Origin of the sequence: Hoeflea sp. AS16 (assembly GCF_038900095.1) — a bacterium.
Classification (GTDB): domain Bacteria; phylum Pseudomonadota; class Alphaproteobacteria; order Rhizobiales; family Rhizobiaceae; genus Hoeflea.
This window is the reverse complement of the sequence record NZ_JBBMQQ010000010.1, coordinates 1-16,372: the sequence shown is the minus strand read 5'-3', so window position 1 is coordinate 16,372 and position 16,372 is coordinate 1. Positions and strand designations below refer to the sequence as shown.

Genomic DNA, 16,372 nt, shown 5'->3' with positions numbered 1-16,372 from the left:
TAGCCTGCGGCTAAGCCCGTGATTTTGTGTCCTCTCCCACCAGGGGAGAGGTGGAGTGCGCCCACAAATTTCCCGCCACGTCCCACAAATCCGTGCTAGATCCCCGTCACCGCACACCGCGTGCCCCCTTCAGGATCACACTCCATGTCCCGCAACACGCTCTATATCGTCATCGCCATCCTCGCTGTCGGCGCGGCCATCCTCGGCTACCTGTATTATCAGGACCAGCAGACCTCCGGTGTCGAGATCAAGATCGGCGAAGGCGGCATTTCGATCGAAGAGAAGTAGGGCGCGTCGCCCTGCGGCGGAAACCGGGCATTTGATTCAAATGCCGGCCCTGCTGTTTACCCGCGCCCAAGAGTGCGGGCGGTAGATTTGCGGCGGAAACCTGATGCAAATCACCAGCCGCAGAGGAGTGCCGGAGCGATGTCCGCCAGCATGATCCAGTTGTCCGTGCCGCTGTCCGGCACGATGGTCCATCCGTTGCGGGCCATGCCCGGGACCGATGGCGAAGCCAGTGCCAGCCCGCCCGCAGAGCCGGCACCGGCCGTGCGTGTGCGTCCGGCCTGGCCGGATCCCGGCACGATCAACCTGGCGGGCGAACTGCTTGCACTGAGCAAGACCACCATTGCCTACACGGCCAGCATCGGGGTGCCCGAAACCGGGGCCGACTTCTGGGCCATGCTGGCCACCGCGCTGTCCGACGGCGAGCCGGGCTAGGCTGCCGCGCGTTTCCCCGCCCGCACCCCCGAACCCGTCATCCGCCGCTTGCGGCAGTCACCGGTCCGGGGGCGGTATCAGTCAGATGGAGTCGTTGAGCGCGTCGAGGCAGTTTTCGGCCAGCGCACGGTCGGGCTTTTCCTCGCCCAGCGGGGTGGCCCAGCCGGCTTTCTCGACAATGCCGCGCCGCTTGTAGGAATTGGCGGTCTTCAGTTCCGCCATGACGCTGGCCGCCATCGGATCGCTCTTGGCGTTCTCGAGGCAATAAGGTGTCAGCGCGGTGGCGACCGCAGCGGTCGATCCCTTGTCCGACATCTTCATGGCGGTAGCGGTTGTCATCCAGCCACCCCAGCTGAATCCGACAATGGCCAGAGCAATAGCGCCGGCGCCCGCGCCCACGAGCGCAGGTTTCGTCCATTCGGGGATGTTCATGATGGCAGTCCAGTTCAGAAGTTCTACAAGCCCGCAGGATCGCGGGCCGGATGGGGCCTTCTAGCACACTCGACGGGATCGCCTGCATGGTTTCCCGGATGCGGGTTTTTTGGGGAGGCGTACCTCACACCTGTTTCTCCCACCGTCGTCATCCTCTGCTCGAAGGCCGGGGATGACGAACAAATGCATGCAAAAATTGCGTGCAGCTAGCGGAATCACGCAATTAATGATAGATTTGGTGCTTCTCATGGAGGAGGTCGTTATGGACACATATCTAACGATTGCGGGATCGGTTCTACTGGTGATCGGAATAGCGACGATTTATTTCAAGAGGGATATTTCAGCAGGGCAATCGATGGTCTTTGTATTTGGTGTGGCACTGATGGCCTTGCCGCACATTCTGAATTTTGAATGGTCTAACGGCACTCTGAAATTCACCACCAAATCCGAAAGCGCACAACTGACGGGGAACGTGAAATCGATTGCGGAGCAGCATATAGAACTTGCGGGCAAGGTGGTAAGGTTAACCGATGCGGTTGGCAGAATTACCGAGCAAATTCAGGCGCTTGAAGCAGAATTGCGAGTTTCAAGCCCTAATCAGTTGGGTGGTCTTCCGGCATTTAAGCCCAGCGATTGGAAAACACTGCAACTTGATAGTCAGACCTTGGTTGGCGAAACCAACATGACAATTCAGTCTCTCGATGCTTTGCAAAATAAACTTCAAGGCGTGGTCGGAACGGCACCAAATATGTAGTTAGTTGTATATTTATTGGCATACTCAAAACATCGTTGTCTTCAGGGCAGTTCAAGAAAAGCGAAGCGCTGTCGGGGACCAGAGGGTCCCGTGAGTCTGGCGTCAGTCTCATTTTAGTTCCTTGGATAGTCCTCAATCGTTGCGCCACAACTTTGACACTCAAATATTGCCATCCGATTGGGTGCGCCTTTTTGATAGTTAATAGGAGATAATCTGAATTCTACTTCAAAACAGTGCTGACAATACCATGGTGCTTTTTCTGGATTGTCCATATGCATTTCCGACACATATACGAAAGCACCTCTTCCCAATTTGTGTGCAATGTAGCCATTTTTATTGGAAATAAACGCCTTGATTTCTCGAAGTTCTCCTTCGAGTACTAAATTCCTGTCTGCTATTTCGTTATTGACTGCGCGCAGATCGTTAATGCGCTCACTTGCATCCAGAAGCTGTTCACGTATCTCGTTTAATTTTTCCTTTGCTTCGGAGCTTTGCACAAGAGGAACCACTTCTCTGACAAGACCACCGGCCTGCTTGAGCAGAGTTAGGGTAGTAGCAATTTGTGATGTGATTGTCGCCCAGTCAGCCAAAGTTTCACCTAATTCATTTTGCTATAATTCAACCGGAAGTCGCAATTCTCATTGATTTGCGTGGATGTGTCAAAGCTAAAGCCCCTCATCTTCATCCACACCCTCCACCCCCATGCCATACTCCTCCGCACTCCCGCTGCCGGATGGATCGCGAACGTTTCGATGCAGGCGGGAGGGAATGCCTGGGGCCGGGCGTGCTGACGTGGCGCGCGAGGGTCCAGGAGGCGGAGGCCATCGGGGTTCCGCTGGCAGCACTGGTGTTTCCCGAGGGGCTAATCCCGAAGGAACCGGTGGAAAGCCAGCCACCGGGCCGGTTTCGTTCCATGCCAGCTCAAAAGGCGGGCGAGGGGCGTCATTTCCGGGCCGGGCCTGTGGCGGACATGGTTGCGTGAATGCATGTCGCGTTCAAATCCCTTCGTTTGAACGATAACGTACATGCATCCTTTAAAAACACGGTCAGCGTCCGTGCCGGAACCCATGCCAGACGCATCTCCCGCGGCCTGTCGAAGCCGCGGCCGGGGCAACCCGGGCGGGGAGACATCCCCGAGGGTGCAAGGCGCCGCCTGTCGGGTGCGGACACCGCCCGGCGAGTTCCGGGCCGCGCGCGAACAGCGCCACCCACATACACTACCCATTCCCAGAGGCACTGCCCGCGTGCGGCCCTCCGGACTGTCCTTTCCCACACCCCGGCGAAGATTTTCGCGCGGGACCGCTTGCGGCTGGCCAATGCCTGTCGTGACGCCTGATACAACTTCGGCCTCCCACCATCGTCATCCTCGGCCCCCGAGCCGAGGATGACGATGGTGGGGTGCGTTCAGGCCCTCCCCCTTAATTGTTGACCTTGCAGCCGCGGCGGCGTTCCTCGGCCTTGATCTCGGCGACGCGGCGTTGTTCCCATTGGCTCAGGGCCGGGGTCTTGGTCCAGCAATCGGCATTGTCGAAAGTGCGTTTGCCAAGGCTCGAGGAGAAGCAGTAGCCGTTGCGGTCATAGATGGCGTTGCGCTCGTACCAGAGATCCCAGCAGCTGGCGGCGGAGGCCGCGGGGACGAGGCCGGTGAGGCCGGCGGCCAGTCCGGCTGCGGCAATCATCAGGGAGGGTTTCATCTGCGTCTCCTTTGCGTGGGTGGCACTGTCGGGCGTCAAGGCTGGTCGGCAAGGTGGGCCTTGGTTCCATCGGTACCTGCATGGCCGTCCTCCGCATTGATGCATGTCAATGAATGTGTCTGCCGTTCTCCGTTTTGAGATCGTCACCGGGCTCTTGGCGGGGCGGGCGCAGGCGTGGCATCATCGGGCAAAGCAGGAAAGGCGCGGCATGTCCGATATCGGCATCTTTTCCACCAGCGACATCGTGGTGATGATCCTCGTCGCCTGCGCGCCGGGACTTGTCATCGGTGCCGTGCTGGGGGCGTGGTTCGGGGTCGGCAAAAATCCCGGCCGGCGGCTCAGGGGCGCCACAATCTTCGGCTTAACCGGTTTCGGGCTGGCATTCGCCGGCTGGTGGATCTATCTCACCGTGATCAAATGAGGCCGATATCCGTGATCCGAAGCTTATCTTTCGCTGCCGCGTTTGCGGCATCCTGCATCGCGCTGGCGCAACCGGCGCTGGCCTGGGAGGCTGTCGAGCAGGTCAGGACCTACCCGGTCAGCGGCCAGTCGGGGCCTGAACTCTACAAGTCGATCGGCGAGAACGGGCCGGTGATTTCCGGCAACCGGCGCACCATCGCCCACACCACCTTCAAGCTGACCTGGCGGCGCGACTACAAACAGCGTGCCGATGGCGGTTGCGTCATCGCCCGGAACATTCCGAAGCTGATCATCACCTACACGCTTCCCAAGCCGCTCGGGCCGGTTCCGGCCGCGGTGGCCTCGAGCTGGAAGCGGTTTTATGACGGGCTGGCCAAGCACGAACGGGTTCACGGGCAGTACATCATCGAGATGGTGCGGGCGATCGAGGATGTCAGTGTCGGGCTCTCCGCGCCCGATGATCCGGGCTGCCACAAGGTGCGGGCCGAACTGCAGCGCCATCTCAAGCGGCTGTCGGACGAGCAGCGCGCCCGCGGCCGAGACTTCGACCGGGTCGAGATGGGCGATGGCGGCGCGGTGCAGCAACTGGTGCTCGGTCTGCTGACCGGCCGCTGAGCCGGTGTCGTCAGCCGCCGGTTTGCTGATCGCCGGGGGCTAATCAATTTGCCTTGCGGTGCCGGGCCGGACTGTTAGGTTTCAAGCCCCGCTTACGGGCCAGGACAGGGACGCCGCATGACAGTTCGCATTGCCACCTTCAATACCGAGAACCTGATGAGCCGGTTCGATTTCTCCGGTTACCGCAACGAGCTCAGGCAGGACCGGGTGGCGCAGCTCTATGATTTTTCCTCCGAGGCGCAATATCACCAGGCCGAAATCGCCCGCGCCATCTCGCTGACCGACGACACGCGGCAATTGACCGCGCTGGCGATTGCGGACGCGGATGCAGACATCCTGTGCATGCAGGAGGTGGAGAACCTCGATACGCTGCACCGGTTCGAATATGGCTATCTGTTCAAGATGATCGGCGACGGCTACCGCCACAAGGTGCTGATCGACGGCAATGACGGCCGCGGCATCAACCTGGCGCTGATGGCGCGCGAGCACACGCTCGACGGAGCGAAGATCGAGATCCTCGAGGTCACCAGCCACGCCCATCTGAGCTACAAGGCGGCGGGGGTCTACACGCCGGATCTGGCCGAGGTGGCCAAGCCGCACGACAAGGTGTTCAAGCGCGATTGCCTCGAGGTCGACCTGAAGATCGGGCCGAAGCGGCTGACGGTCTACGTGGTGCATTTCAAGTCGATGGGCGGCCCGCGCAACGGCGTCGACGGGCGCACCCACACCATGGCGGTGCGGGTGGCGGAGGCGCGGGCAGTGCGCAAGATCATCTCCGACCGCTTCGGCCCGGATGGCGGCGGCAAGCGCTATGTCATTGCCGGCGATTTCAACGATTATTCCGAGAAGCTGGTGATCACCGGCGACCGTCGCAACGGCTACACATTCACGCCGGAAGAGGCCGAGGACGGCGCGGTGCGGGTGCTGGAGGCCGGCGGCTTTTGCGAGAACGTGGTGGCGCGGCGTCCCGAAATGGACCGCTGGACGCTCTACCACACCCGCGGGCCGCAAGAGCGGCACCTGTGCCAGCTCGATTACCTGATGGCCTCGCCGGCGCTTACGCGCACCAGCCGCGACCGGCTGCCCGACATCGTCCGCGCCGGCCAGCCCTGGCGGACGCTGTTTCCGGAAGGGCAGGAGGTCGAGCGCTATCCGCGCACCGGCTGGGACCGGCCCAAGGCGTCGGATCATTGCCCGGTGGCGATGACCTTCGACATGGTCTGACCGCGATGGCCGGGATTCCCGAAAGCCGTATCTTCGAGATCGATGCGGTGCACCTTGCCGTCGATCCGGCAGAGCATCCCTGGCAACGTACCGAGCAAGCTGCCATCGAGGCGCACTGGGCGCGCGAACAGGTGGAGCGGCCCTGGCTTTTCAACGGCACGGTGATGATCCACCGCGGGCTCAGGCTCGAGGGCAGGGAGATCCGCGGCGTGAGCCACCGGGCGCCCTATGCGGCGCTGTTGCACTGGGTGAAGACCCAGCCCGAGGCCGACGCCTGGCACCTGTTCGGCTCGGCGGTAATCCTGTCGGCGGATGGGGCGATGATGCTGATCCGGATGGCGGCGAAGACGGCCAATCCCGGCAAGGTCTATGCCCCGGCCGGTTCGCTCGATGAAAGCGACATCAAGGGCGGCATGGTCGATGTCGAGGGCAGCATCCATCGCGAGGCGCGGGAGGAGACCGGGCTGGACCTGTCGCAGGCGGTGGCGGAGAGGCGGCTGCTGTGCTGGCGCCAGGGCCGCCGGGTGGCGGTGTTTCGCCGGTTCCGGCTTGACGAGACCGCCGATGTGCTGGCCGCGCGCATGCGTGAGCACATCCGCACCGATCCCGAGCAGGAAATCGAGGACGTGGTGGTGGTGCGCGCAGCGCAGGACGCCGGTCCGACCACGCCGACCTACATGCAGGCGATGATCGATTTTCATTTCAACCCGCAAGCGTCAGACAGCAGTTGGCAGGCTGCGGGAAAAGGATAGGATGCGCGCTCGCGGCAAACGTGACCGCGCAGGCGGCAGAAGCAGAGGATGCACCAGGGCATGACAGATTACGCAATCTATGACGTGTTCACCGGATCAGCCCTGGCCGGCAATCCGCTGGCGGTGGTGTTCGAGGCCGATCATTTCAGCGACGGACAGATGCAGGCGATCGCGCGGGAGTTCAACCTGTCCGAGACGGTGTTCGTGCTCAAGCCCGGGAACCCGGCACACACCGCGCGGCTCAGGATCTTCACGTCACACCGCGAACTTCCCTTCGCCGGCCATCCGACCGTCGGGGCCGCGGTGGCGCTGGCCGACCGGCGGCTTGGCGGCGCGTTGCCGGCCAATGGCATCGATCTGGTCAAGATGCTGGAAGAGCAGATCGGCCAGGTGCGTTGCGCGGTCCGGATGATGCAGGGCAAGGCCGGGTTCGCGGAGTTCGATCTGCCGAAGCTTTCGCGCGAACTGGATGTGGAAATCGAGCCGGCCGACATAGGTGCGGCGCTGGGACTTGATCCGCACGAGATCGGGTTCGAGAATCACCGGGTTTCGCTGTGGAGCGCCGGCGTGCCGTTCGTGCTGGTTCCGGTGCATGATCTTGCCGCTGCTGCCAAGGCCGAGTGCAATGCGGCCGAATGGGAGCGGGTTGCGCCGATGGGGGACGGGCAGCTGGCCTTTGCCTATGTCTATTGCCGTGGCGGCGTGAATCACTCGGCATCGTTCCATGCCCGCATGTTCGCTCCGGGCGACGGCATGCCGGAAGACCCGGCGACCGGTTCGGCCGTGGCGGCGCTTTCGGGTGCGATTCACCATTTCGACGGCTTGCCCGAGGGCAACCATGCGCTGGTGATCGAGCAGGGGGTGGAAATGGGCCGGCCGTCGCTCATTCATCTGCATATCGACTGCGCCGGGACAGAAGTTTCCCACGTCCGGATCGGCGGGGAAGCGGTGCGGATTGCCGAGGGCAAGCTTCTGATTTGATGTGTTTTGCGCCGATTTTGGGCCGCATGTTGCGATGGTGGAAAAAACAGTGTGGACAAGCTCTCTCATCCGGTCTATACGCCCCCTCGTTCCGGTGACGGAACAGGTGGGGCGCGTAGCTCAGTTGGTAGAGCAGCTGACTCTTAATCAGCGGGTCCACGGTTCGAGCCCGTGCGCGCCCACCATTTTTTCCCAAGTTCGGCATGATCCCGGCGTTTCGCGGCAGCGAAACCTGCCGGGTGCTGCGATGCCAGTGGCGGCGCGATGCGTTCGCGGATCGGTTGCCGGAGCTGTACGGCCGGTTTTCAGTCGGCAGCCGGCTGAATCGCGCTGATTCCCAGCTGCTGCCGTGTTGTTTTTTCACGTTTTTTCGCGATAGTTATTGTCTCGAATGATTCGGCTTTGCCATATTTTTTGCAACTACTAATTGTATATATATTTATGCCCATAAGTAAATCAATGGTTCGAAATTTCGCACCTTGTCACAACAGAATCGCATTCTTTCAAAATACAATTTGCCAGAATCGAAATATATACACAGAATTTCTGGCGAAATTTTTCAAGCTATCAATATAAAAGAAAATTTTACGCGCGTAAAATCGAATTATTCTTTGCTTATGCTTGCGGTTTAAGCCAATGCTTATGGTCAATTCATGTGTCAAAAACGCAACAATCCTGATCGTGATGCCTTAGTACTTAAGGATTCGTAATTTCATGACTCGCGTCTGCAGAGCTATATGTGTAACAAGCAATTATCGGGTGTAGGTTTTTGGGGTCGTGATGATTAAGACGCTTTTCTATTCGTGCTGTTTTTCGATCGGGTTCAGTGCTCTTGCCGCAGTGCCGGCCAGCGCGCTGACGCTGAAGGAGGCAGTTGACGAAGCGCTGAGGTCCAATCCTGAAATTCTGTCTTCGGTCGAGAATCGGGAAGCCGTCGAGTTTGAACTCCGGCAGGCCCGTGGTCTTTACCTGCCGACGCTGGATCTTGAAGCTTCGCTCGGTGGCCGCAAGCTCGACAGCCCTGGCCGTCGCCGTCTTGGCACCGAGGATGATACGCTCAACTCTTCCGATGTCGGCCTGACCTTCAAGCAGACGCTTTTTGACGGCGGCGCCCGCCGTGCTGAAGTCGAACGGCAGGCCGCCCGCGTTGATGGCGCCTCGTTCCGCGTCGCAGAGCGTTCGGAAGCCATCGCGCTGGCCGTGACCCAGGAATATTTCGAGATCCTGCTGCAGGCCGAAATCGTGGCGATTGCCCGCAAGAACGCCAATGTGCTGGCGGGCATCGTGTCCGACATTTCATCGGGTGTTTCCGGCGGTACGCTGACATCGGCCGACCGTACACAGGGCCGCGAGCGGCTGTTGTCGGCCAAGGCACGGCTCAAGGAAGCCGAAGAGGACCTGGCGCAGGCGCAGATCCGTTTTCTGCGTCTGGTCGGCGTCAAGCTCGATTCCATGAAATATCCGCCGTCGGTGGCCAAGGCGCTGCCGCGCAGCGCAGCCGAAGCGATTGACATCGCGCGCCGCCAGAGCCCGCGGATCGCGGCCGCCGGTGCCGATGTCGACGCGGCAGACGCTCTCGCCCGCGGCGCCAAGGCTTCCTATCTGCCGGTGATCTCGTTTGAGGCCAAGGCCCGTGTCGGCAATGACATCGATGGTTCGGAAGGCCGTACCTCCGATCTTGAAGCCAAGGTCGTGGCCCGCTGGAACCTCTATCGCGGCGGCCGTGACCTCGCAGCCGAACAGGAGCGCATCCGCCGCGCCGGTCAGGCCCGTATGGACAATGCGCTGGTTCACCGCGAAGTTCAGGAATCGATCCAGTCGGCCTGGGACAAGCGCAGCAAGCGTGCCCAGCAGGCTGCACTTCTGCGCGAACAGGCGCAGGCTTCGGGTTCGCTGGTGGCATCCTACCGGGACCAGTTCCGGGTTGGTGAGCGCTCGCTTCTCGATGTGCTGAGCGCGCAGAACACCCGCTTCAACACCGAGGTTCTGGCCAAGACGGCGCAGTATGCTGCGGTCTATGCCGACTACCAGGCGCTGGCTGCCATGGGTTCGCTGGTTCGGGCCTTCAATCTGGATAGCGCACCTCAGTCCGAGGCTTATGCCCGGGAAGAGTTCAAGGCGATCTCCCATGAAGCCGAGCCGGTCTACAACCGCCTGCCGTCGCGGCAGGTCGCAGGCGCACCTTTCGATCTTCTCGCTCCCGTCCGGAAGAATTGATTCTTCCATTTATCGGGGTGAAGATGCTGATCGGTGAGCGGCGATGAGGTTCAACGATGCTTTCCGTGAAATAAGCGTTCATTTCGAGCGCAGCGGTTCTGCGACGGTCCTGTACTCCGGAATTCCCGACGACCAGCTCGCGGAAGCCGATATCGAGACCGTGCGCGAGGTTTCCCATCGCATCGGTCTTGATGTCTCCAAGATCCATCTTGCCGACCTGCTGGGCGGCAATGCGGATCTTCCGGCGCTGGTCAAGACACTGGATGGCTCGTTCATTCCGGTGTTTGCCATCAATGATGACGGAACCTTCGTGTGCAAGGAGGCTGTCGGCGAGACAGCTCCGGAGAGCGTCGACCTTCGCGGCAAGGTGGCGGATCTCGATCCGACCGTTCTGGATTTCAAGAAGGTCTACTTCAACAACCGCGACGAGACCGGCGAGCTGCACACGGGCAGGATCGAAAAACAGCATTGGCTGTATGCTGCTGCCCGTCCCTATTGGCGGACCTTTGTCCGGGTCGCTTTTGCTGCCCTGTTCATCAACATCCTGGCATTGGCGTCACCGCTGTTCGTCATGAATGTCTATGACAGGGTGTTGCCGAACGAGGCGATTTCAACCCTCTGGGTTCTCGCCGCCGGGATCAGCCTTGCGTTCACGTTCGACTTTCTTCTCAAGTTCGCGCGTGCCTCGCTGATCGACTATACCGGCCGGAAGATCGATCTGAAGCTTGCCTATATCCTGTTTCAGAAGGTGATGAACACGTCGCTGTCGGCGCGCTCGATGTCGACGGGCGAGTATGTCAGCCGGGTGTCGCAGTATGAATTCGTGCGGGAGTTTTTCACCTCCAACACGATCGCGACGATGATTGACACGTGCTTTGTGTTCATCTTCATCGCCGTCATCTATTCGATCGGCGGGCCTCTGGCCTATGTGCCGGCCGTGGCGCTGGTCGCGGTGACCATCATCGGGCTGGTGGCGCAGTCGCTGATCAGCCGCAGGGTCGCGGCGGCGGCCAATGAGGCCGCACTTCGCCAGTCGATGCTGGTTGAAACGATCTACACAACCGAAACCGTCAAGGGGCTGAGGGCCGAAGGCCTGCTGCTCAAGCGCTGGCGCGACCTGACCATCAACAGCTCGGCAACCAATGAACAGATCAAGAGCATTTCGGCCTTTGCCGTCAATGCGACGCAGTTCGTCCAGCAGCTGGTGACCGTCGGCATCATCCTTGTTGGCGCCTATCTGTTCCGCGAAGGCCATGTAACGACCGGTGCGATCATCGCCTCGGTGATTCTGTCGGGCCGGGCGGTCAGCCCGCTGGGCCAGCTGACTATGACGCTGGCGCGGTTCCGCCAGGCGCTGCTTTCGCTGCGGATTCTTGACAAGATCATGGAGCAGCCGGAGGACACGCCGGAGACCTCGGGCTTCGTCAACCGGGTCATCGTGCGGGGCGACATTGCTTTCGAGAATGTCCATTTCCGTTATCCGCAGGCCGATCAGGATGCGCTCGACGGGCTGTCGTTTTCAATCCGGGCCGGCGAGAAGGTCGGCATCATCGGCCGGATCGGATCGGGCAAGACGACCATCGGCCGGCTGATGTCGCGACTGTACCAGCCGCATGAGGGCAGGGTGCTGATCGACGGTATCGACATGCAGCAGTTTCATCCCTCCGAAGTCCGCTCGGCCGTGGCCGTGGCCGGACAGACCAGTGACCTGTTTTCTGGATCGGTGAAAGACAATCTGCTGATGGGCAATCCGAATGCCACGGATGAGGACCTGATCGAGGTCTCGCGCAAGGTGGGAATCGAATCCTTCGTCGCGCGGCATCCGCGCGGGTTCGACATGCAGGTCGGTGAAAACGGCAGCAATCTTTCGGCCGGGCAGAAACAGTCGGTGGCCATTGCGCGGCTGTTGCTGGCCTCTCCCAAGGTCATATTCCTGGACGAGCCTTCCGGGGCCATGGACCTTGCCAGTGAACGCCATCTGATCGGCTGCCTGCGCCAGGCGATTGCGCCGGAAGTGACGCTGGTACTTTCGACGCACCGGTACAGCATGCTCGACCTGATTGACCGGCTGATTGTCATCGAGAACGGAAAGCTGATCGCGGATGGCCCGAAGGAACAGGTGATTGCAGCATTGCAACGCAAATCGACCGGGGTTCAGTGATGCGAGCGATGGAGCAGGACACACCGCCGGTCATGTCGCGTTACATCGTCTGGATCTGCCTGTTGACGGTGATCACGTTTCTGGTGTGGGCGGCATGGGCGCGGGTGGACGAGATTTCGCGTGGCGACGGCAAGGTCATTCCGCTGTCGAAGACGCAGATCGTGCAATCGAGTGAACCTGGTGTCGTGCAGGAAATCGCGGTGACGATCGGCCAGCTGGTCAAGAAAGGCGACTTGCTGGTCCGGCTGGACAGCTCGGGCAACCTGGCGTCGCTGGGAGAATCCCAGGCTCGCTACGATGCGCTGCAGGCGCGGATCGCCCGGCTGGAGCTGGAGATCGATGATCTGCTCGATACCGATTTCGTCTGTCCCGAGCAGACCCGGCGGGTGTCGCAGAGCATCTGCGACAACGAGGCCAGCCTGCTCGACGCACGGCGCGAGAATTATCTCAACAAGCTGCAGGTGCTGGAGGCAAGGCGGCAGCAGCGGCTGGATGAAATCGGCGAGGCAAAATCCAATATCGAGCAGACCGATCTGGTCATCAAGGCGATGCTCAACGAACGCGACAAGATCGCGCCGCTGGTCAAGCGGAAGCTGCATCCGGAAATCGACCTGTTGCGGCTCGATCGCGAGATCGCCCAGCAGCAGGGCCAGCGGGAAAACGTGAACCAGAGTCTCAAGCGGCTTGAAAGCGCGCTTCGCGAAGCCGAGCTGCAGGTTCAGGAACTGGATTCGCAGTTCAAGCAGGAAGCCCGCCGTGAACTCGGCGATACGCTTGCCGACATCAGCGTGCTGGAAGCGACGCTGACCGGAGCGCAGGACAGGGTTCGGCGCACCGACATCGTTTCCCCGGTGGACGGGATCGTGAATACGATGGAAGTCAACACGATCGGCGCATTTCTGCAGCCCGGCTCGGTGGTTGCCGGGGTTGTTCCGGTGACTGACACGCTGCTGGTGGAAGCGCGGATTTCACCCAAGGACGTGGCGTTTGTCCAGCCGGGACAGAAGGCGCTGGTCAAGCTGACCGCCTATGACTTCTCGATTTACGGCGGCCTCGAAGGCAGCGTCTCGAACGTATCCGCGGACAGCATCGTCAATCCCGAGACCGGCGAAACCTATTACCAGGTTCTGGTCCAGACCGGTGATTTCCAGCTTGGAAAAGGCGAAATCAAACATGCCATCCGGCCGGGCATGATTGCCTCTGTTGAAATCCTGACCGGTGAAAAATCGGTTCTCGACTATCTAATCAAGCCATTGAGCAAAGCGCGTTACGAGGCCCTGACAGAGCGGTAGCTGCTCTTCGAAGAAAGCATCTGATGATGTCTGATCCAGATCCGTTCAAACCGCATTTCCGCGCAATCAACTCCGGTGGCAAGCGCCGGGGTTTCCGGCTGGAAAACGTGTTCTGGAAGGCGCTGGACACCGTGACCCGGACCGACGGAATGTCGGTGGCGGACTACGTGTCGAAACTCAACGAGATCAGAACCGGTGACAATGGCCTGAGTTCCTATCTCCGGGCCTCGATCATGCAGCGGGTGCTGGAGCAGCATGACCGCTTGCGCCACCGGCTCGACAATTTCAATTCCAAGACAATCGTCGCAGCCTGCCCGGTTCCCGGGTTCATCATTTCTATCGACAAGAAGATCCTGTTCCAGAACAGCGGTTTTCTCATGTACCTGCAGACGCGGTTTACCGGTCTGGATACCATCGAGGCGCTGAGCAACATAAAGCTGACGCTGGAAACACCGCTGATCGACCTGATCGAAGATATGAGACGCGACAGCGGCCGTCCGAAATATACCGGCTTTACCGTGGGTTACGGCGAGCGGCGGTTGCGCGGGCGGTTGAGCATGGCGCTGGCTCCGGACATGGATGATCCGCCGGCGGCGATTGCCTTTGTCTCCGGCCCGACCTGACCGGCCGAATCCTATTGGACCATTGCTGGGACTGCGAGCCGTTCGGACTTTTCAGAAGCCTGCGCCGGGTGCGATCGCGGCGATGTTCTTCAGCGATGCGGTGAGGTTCTGTTTTCCGCCCTTGTAGCCGAAGATGTAGTTGGCATTGCCCGACAGCGAGAACAGTGGCGCATAGCTGCGCTTTTCGGTGTCTGATTCAACCGCGTCGGTCATGTTGTCGAGGATGACGGTGCGGTCATTGAGTGCGACCGAGAGAACGGCGTGGAACAGCCGGCGGCTGGTGTCCTTGACGACGACGATTTCCATCGCATTCATTGGTACGCCGAGATGGCTCAGGATGGCCATCTTGAGGATGGCGTAGTCCTCGCAGTCGCCGCTGGCGCGGCCAAGGGTCTCGTTCGGCGTCGACCATTGATCGAGGCGGCCGTGGTTTTCCTGGTCCGTCCGGTAGGTGACCATCTTGTTGACCGAGGCCGAGACATGGCGGAGCTGGGCCGCGATGTCCGATCCCTCGAGCTTCAGGCGATCTGCAAGGCTGGCGCAGTGATTGATGCAGATGGCGGACGAGCCGGAGGCGGCTGCCTTGCGGATCAGGCCGGAAATGCGGGCGCCGCTGCCGATCTTGCCGAAACGGATGCGATGGGCGCCAAACAGCGGCCGCTCCTGGCGAAGCGTGTTGCGAATGGCCAGGCGGGTGGAACTGCCGATGGCCTTGCCGGCGGGCGCGGTTGCGGCCGGGATGGCGGCGGTGGTGATCGGGTCGCGGGCGACAGCCGGGTTTGCGGAACCTGTCGCCGAAAGGACGGCGAAGGTTGCGGACGCAAGGCGAGGCAGGCCGGTGTTGGTCAGGTGCAGGGTCGTGGCGGCCTGGGCGGCAGGCAGCCACGCCAGTTTCCGGGTGCCGTCAGGAACGGCAATCAGGCTCTGTTGCAGCGGCGCGGCTGTGTTGGTCGCGTTTAAAACCACGGGGTTTGTTTGGAGAGTCCCGTAGACATTTGCCTGTGCCGCGGAAGCACAGAGCAGAGACATCATGAGAACAGTATTGGTGCGAGTGATTGCCTTTTTTACTTGGCTATACATCTGTTTCGCCTTCCCCGTTTGCTGATGGAAGACTACTCAAAGAAACATAAGATCTCAGAAACAAACAAAACTAACGATTACGCAGTTGTTTCGATAAAAATTGAATCAAATATCTTGGGGCGACCAGGCAGGCGATTCCGCGCGGTCGAGGCCATATTTCGCATTCGAATATTATTAAAGGCTAAAAAGCATAGATAAATATGCGCAAGAATTTACCATATCTTTACAAAATCCAATTCGGCATACTTATATATTCGATTTGGATTCAAAGTATTTGTTGATGAAATACTAACTGGTTAAGGGTGGGTAAATTCAGTTTAGGAGTCCTGTCATGATTGAAGACCGCGGCCTTGATTCTTCGGAAACCATAATCGAAAACGCAGAAGCCGACAGCGGCATGGATGCGGTTTTGATGGCCCAGGCGGATACCGGTTCGGATCCGTCAGCTTCTGTATCATCAGACAGTGGTTCTTCCGGCGGAGCGCCGGGGATCAGCGTGATCGTTCCGGACGCGGACAACCGGGTGACCCTGGCGGCCAGCGCAAGCATTGAAAACATGCAGCTCGACGGCAATGATCTGCTGCTGATCCAGCCGGACGGATCGCAGATCCGGATCATCGGCGGCGCCCTGAGTGTTCCGACCTTTGTTATCGGCGACATCGAAGTGCCGCAGGAAGTGCTGGTTGCAGCCCTTGAAACGAACGGTTTCAACGTTGCTGCCGGACCTGGAAACACGCTTTCGGTCGCACAGCAGGCGCCGACCGGTTCGGGCGGGGAGTTCGAGGATTCGAGCGGCGCCTCGATCGCCGGCGACGGGCTGCAGACGCTGAACCTGCTGGAGGATACTTCCAGCAATGGCAGTGGCGCGACCACGGCTGCCACGGACGAGGACACCGGCAATATCGCTTCCGAGCTGACCGGCGGCGTGAGCACCGGTAGCATTGTCGAATCTGTCGACAATCCGGGTGGCGTCGATGCCGATCCGGCTGCCGCCACGGGCTCGATCACCTTCTTCGATCCGGATTTCGGCGAAGCCCGGACTGCGGAAGTTGCGGCAAGCAATGTCGTCTCCCAGGCGCTGAAGAGCGGCGGCTCGCTGACCGCGGCGCAGCTTGATGCTCTTCTGGCCGGCTTCAGTCTTAATTCGCCCGGCGGCATCACGGTCGAATCGACGACCGAGGCCGGTGGTTCGATCGACTGGACCTATGCCGTCGGCAATGAAGCGGTCGACTTTCTTGCCAATGGCGACGTCGTCACACTGTCCTTCGACGTGCAGATCAACGACGGCATCTTCACGGTGACGCAAACGGTGACCATCACGATTACCGGCACCAATGACGTTCCGGTGATCGATGCGGTGACCAACCCCGTTGCGATCGTCGAGGACGTGGATGCGGCTGCCGACAG

General features: G+C 60.3%; 17 protein-coding genes and 1 tRNA gene. 14 read left to right on the top strand and 4 right to left on the bottom strand.

Going from position 1 to position 16,372, the window contains the following annotated elements:
* The first annotated feature begins 144 nt into the window (after positions 1-144).
* Both WNY80_RS19300 and WNY80_RS19295 read left to right on the top strand, forming a co-directional pair.
* On the top strand, positions 145-288 hold the full coding sequence (locus WNY80_RS19300) for a hypothetical protein (protein ID WP_342889037.1): 144 nt from the start codon (positions 145-147) through the stop codon (positions 286-288).
* Positions 289-426: 138 nt separating this feature from the next.
* On the top strand, positions 427-720 hold the full coding sequence (locus WNY80_RS19295) for a hypothetical protein (RefSeq protein WP_342889036.1): 294 nt from the start codon (positions 427-429) through the stop codon (positions 718-720).
* Positions 721-801: 81 nt separating this feature from the next.
* Here the strand turns inward: WNY80_RS19295 and WNY80_RS19290 are convergent, their stop codons facing one another.
* Complete coding sequence (locus tag WNY80_RS19290; RefSeq protein WP_342889035.1) at positions 802-1,152, bottom strand: hypothetical protein; 351 nt, start codon at positions 1,150-1,152, stop codon at positions 802-804.
* A 262-nt stretch (positions 1,153-1,414) separates the two neighbouring features.
* Here WNY80_RS19290 and WNY80_RS19285 point away from each other — a divergent pair, with 262 nt between their 5' ends.
* Positions 1,415-1,906, top strand: coding sequence for a hypothetical protein (locus WNY80_RS19285; protein WP_342889034.1), 492 nt, complete (start codon positions 1,415-1,417; stop codon positions 1,904-1,906).
* Positions 1,907-2,019: 113 nt separating this feature from the next.
* On the opposite strand, the gene WNY80_RS19280 is transcribed toward WNY80_RS19285, so the two are convergent.
* Together WNY80_RS19280 and WNY80_RS19275 are read right to left on the bottom strand one after the other, a co-directional pair.
* Positions 2,020-2,496: a hypothetical protein gene (locus tag WNY80_RS19280; protein ID WP_342889033.1), complete on the bottom strand. Its 477-nt coding sequence runs from the start codon at positions 2,494-2,496 to the stop codon at positions 2,020-2,022.
* Between the two features lie 828 nt (positions 2,497-3,324).
* Positions 3,325-3,600 (bottom strand): YARHG domain-containing protein, encoded by a 276-nt coding sequence (locus WNY80_RS19275; protein WP_342889032.1) that lies wholly within the window; start codon positions 3,598-3,600, stop codon positions 3,325-3,327.
* 208 nt (positions 3,601-3,808) lie between these two features.
* On the opposite strand from WNY80_RS19275, the gene WNY80_RS19270 reads away from it, so the two are divergent.
* From WNY80_RS19270 to WNY80_RS19225, 10 genes are all read left to right on the top strand, one after another.
* A complete protein-coding gene (locus tag WNY80_RS19270; RefSeq protein ID WP_342889031.1) occupies positions 3,809-4,021 on the top strand; it encodes a hypothetical protein in 213 nt (70 codons plus the stop codon).
* A gap of 11 nt (positions 4,022-4,032) precedes the next feature.
* Positions 4,033-4,635: a DUF922 domain-containing protein gene (locus WNY80_RS19265; RefSeq protein WP_342889030.1), complete on the top strand. Its 603-nt coding sequence runs from the start codon at positions 4,033-4,035 to the stop codon at positions 4,633-4,635.
* A 117-nt stretch (positions 4,636-4,752) separates the two neighbouring features.
* Positions 4,753-5,859 carry an endonuclease/exonuclease/phosphatase family protein gene (locus tag WNY80_RS19260; protein WP_342889029.1) on the top strand — a complete coding sequence of 369 codons (1,107 nt, stop codon included), beginning with the start codon at positions 4,753-4,755 and terminating at the stop codon, positions 5,857-5,859.
* A gap of 5 nt (positions 5,860-5,864) precedes the next feature.
* Complete coding sequence (locus WNY80_RS19255) at positions 5,865-6,611, top strand: NUDIX domain-containing protein (RefSeq protein WP_342889028.1); 747 nt, start codon at positions 5,865-5,867, stop codon at positions 6,609-6,611.
* Positions 6,612-6,671: 60 nt separating this feature from the next.
* Positions 6,672-7,592: a PhzF family phenazine biosynthesis protein gene (locus WNY80_RS19250; protein WP_342889027.1), complete on the top strand. Its 921-nt coding sequence runs from the start codon at positions 6,672-6,674 to the stop codon at positions 7,590-7,592.
* A gap of 109 nt (positions 7,593-7,701) precedes the next feature.
* Positions 7,702-7,777: transfer RNA gene (locus WNY80_RS19245), tRNA-Lys, on the top strand.
* Positions 7,778-8,372: 595 nt separating this feature from the next.
* Positions 8,373-9,809, top strand: a complete 1,437-nt coding sequence (locus WNY80_RS19240) for a TolC family outer membrane protein (RefSeq protein ID WP_342889026.1) — start codon at positions 8,373-8,375, stop codon at positions 9,807-9,809.
* Positions 9,810-9,852: 43 nt separating this feature from the next.
* Positions 9,853-11,970, top strand: a complete 2,118-nt coding sequence (locus WNY80_RS19235) for a type I secretion system permease/ATPase (protein WP_342889025.1) — start codon at positions 9,853-9,855, stop codon at positions 11,968-11,970.
* A gap of 32 nt (positions 11,971-12,002) precedes the next feature.
* Positions 12,003-13,262: an HlyD family type I secretion periplasmic adaptor subunit gene (locus tag WNY80_RS19230; RefSeq protein WP_342889024.1), complete on the top strand. Its 1,260-nt coding sequence runs from the start codon at positions 12,003-12,005 to the stop codon at positions 13,260-13,262.
* Between the two features lie 23 nt (positions 13,263-13,285).
* On the top strand, positions 13,286-13,885 hold the full coding sequence (locus WNY80_RS19225) for a ribbon-helix-helix domain-containing protein (protein WP_342889023.1): 600 nt from the start codon (positions 13,286-13,288) through the stop codon (positions 13,883-13,885).
* A 51-nt stretch (positions 13,886-13,936) separates the two neighbouring features.
* Here the strand turns inward: WNY80_RS19225 and WNY80_RS19220 are convergent, their stop codons facing one another.
* On the bottom strand, positions 13,937-14,851 hold the full coding sequence (locus WNY80_RS19220) for a transglutaminase-like cysteine peptidase (RefSeq protein WP_342889022.1): 915 nt from the start codon (positions 14,849-14,851) through the stop codon (positions 13,937-13,939).
* 445 nt (positions 14,852-15,296) lie between these two features.
* Between WNY80_RS19220 and WNY80_RS19215 the strand changes: the two genes are divergently transcribed.
* Positions 15,297-16,372 (top strand): VCBS domain-containing protein (locus tag WNY80_RS19215; RefSeq protein ID WP_342889021.1); only part of this gene is annotated, 1,076 nt, incomplete at its 3' end.

Coding starts and splice junctions, on each gene's coding strand:
- WNY80_RS19300 (WP_342889037.1), top strand. CDS start 145: ATGTCCCGCAACACGCTCTATATCGTCATCGCCATCCTCGCTGTCGGC.
- WNY80_RS19295 (WP_342889036.1), top strand. CDS start 427: ATGTCCGCCAGCATGATCCAGTTGTCCGTGCCGCTGTCCGGCACGATG.
- WNY80_RS19290 (WP_342889035.1), bottom strand. CDS start 1,152: ATGAACATCCCCGAATGGACGAAACCTGCGCTCGTGGGCGCGGGCGCC.
- WNY80_RS19285 (WP_342889034.1), top strand. CDS start 1,415: ATGGACACATATCTAACGATTGCGGGATCGGTTCTACTGGTGATCGGA.
- WNY80_RS19275 (WP_342889032.1), bottom strand. CDS start 3,600: ATGAAACCCTCCCTGATGATTGCCGCAGCCGGACTGGCCGCCGGCCTC.
- WNY80_RS19270 (WP_342889031.1), top strand. CDS start 3,809: ATGTCCGATATCGGCATCTTTTCCACCAGCGACATCGTGGTGATGATC.
- WNY80_RS19260 (WP_342889029.1), top strand. CDS start 4,753: ATGACAGTTCGCATTGCCACCTTCAATACCGAGAACCTGATGAGCCGG.
- WNY80_RS19255 (WP_342889028.1), top strand. CDS start 5,865: ATGGCCGGGATTCCCGAAAGCCGTATCTTCGAGATCGATGCGGTGCAC.
- WNY80_RS19250 (WP_342889027.1), top strand. CDS start 6,672: ATGACAGATTACGCAATCTATGACGTGTTCACCGGATCAGCCCTGGCC.
- WNY80_RS19240 (WP_342889026.1), top strand. CDS start 8,373: ATGATTAAGACGCTTTTCTATTCGTGCTGTTTTTCGATCGGGTTCAGT.
- WNY80_RS19235 (WP_342889025.1), top strand. CDS start 9,853: ATGAGGTTCAACGATGCTTTCCGTGAAATAAGCGTTCATTTCGAGCGC.
- WNY80_RS19230 (WP_342889024.1), top strand. CDS start 12,003: ATGTCGCGTTACATCGTCTGGATCTGCCTGTTGACGGTGATCACGTTT.
- WNY80_RS19225 (WP_342889023.1), top strand. CDS start 13,286: ATGATGTCTGATCCAGATCCGTTCAAACCGCATTTCCGCGCAATCAAC.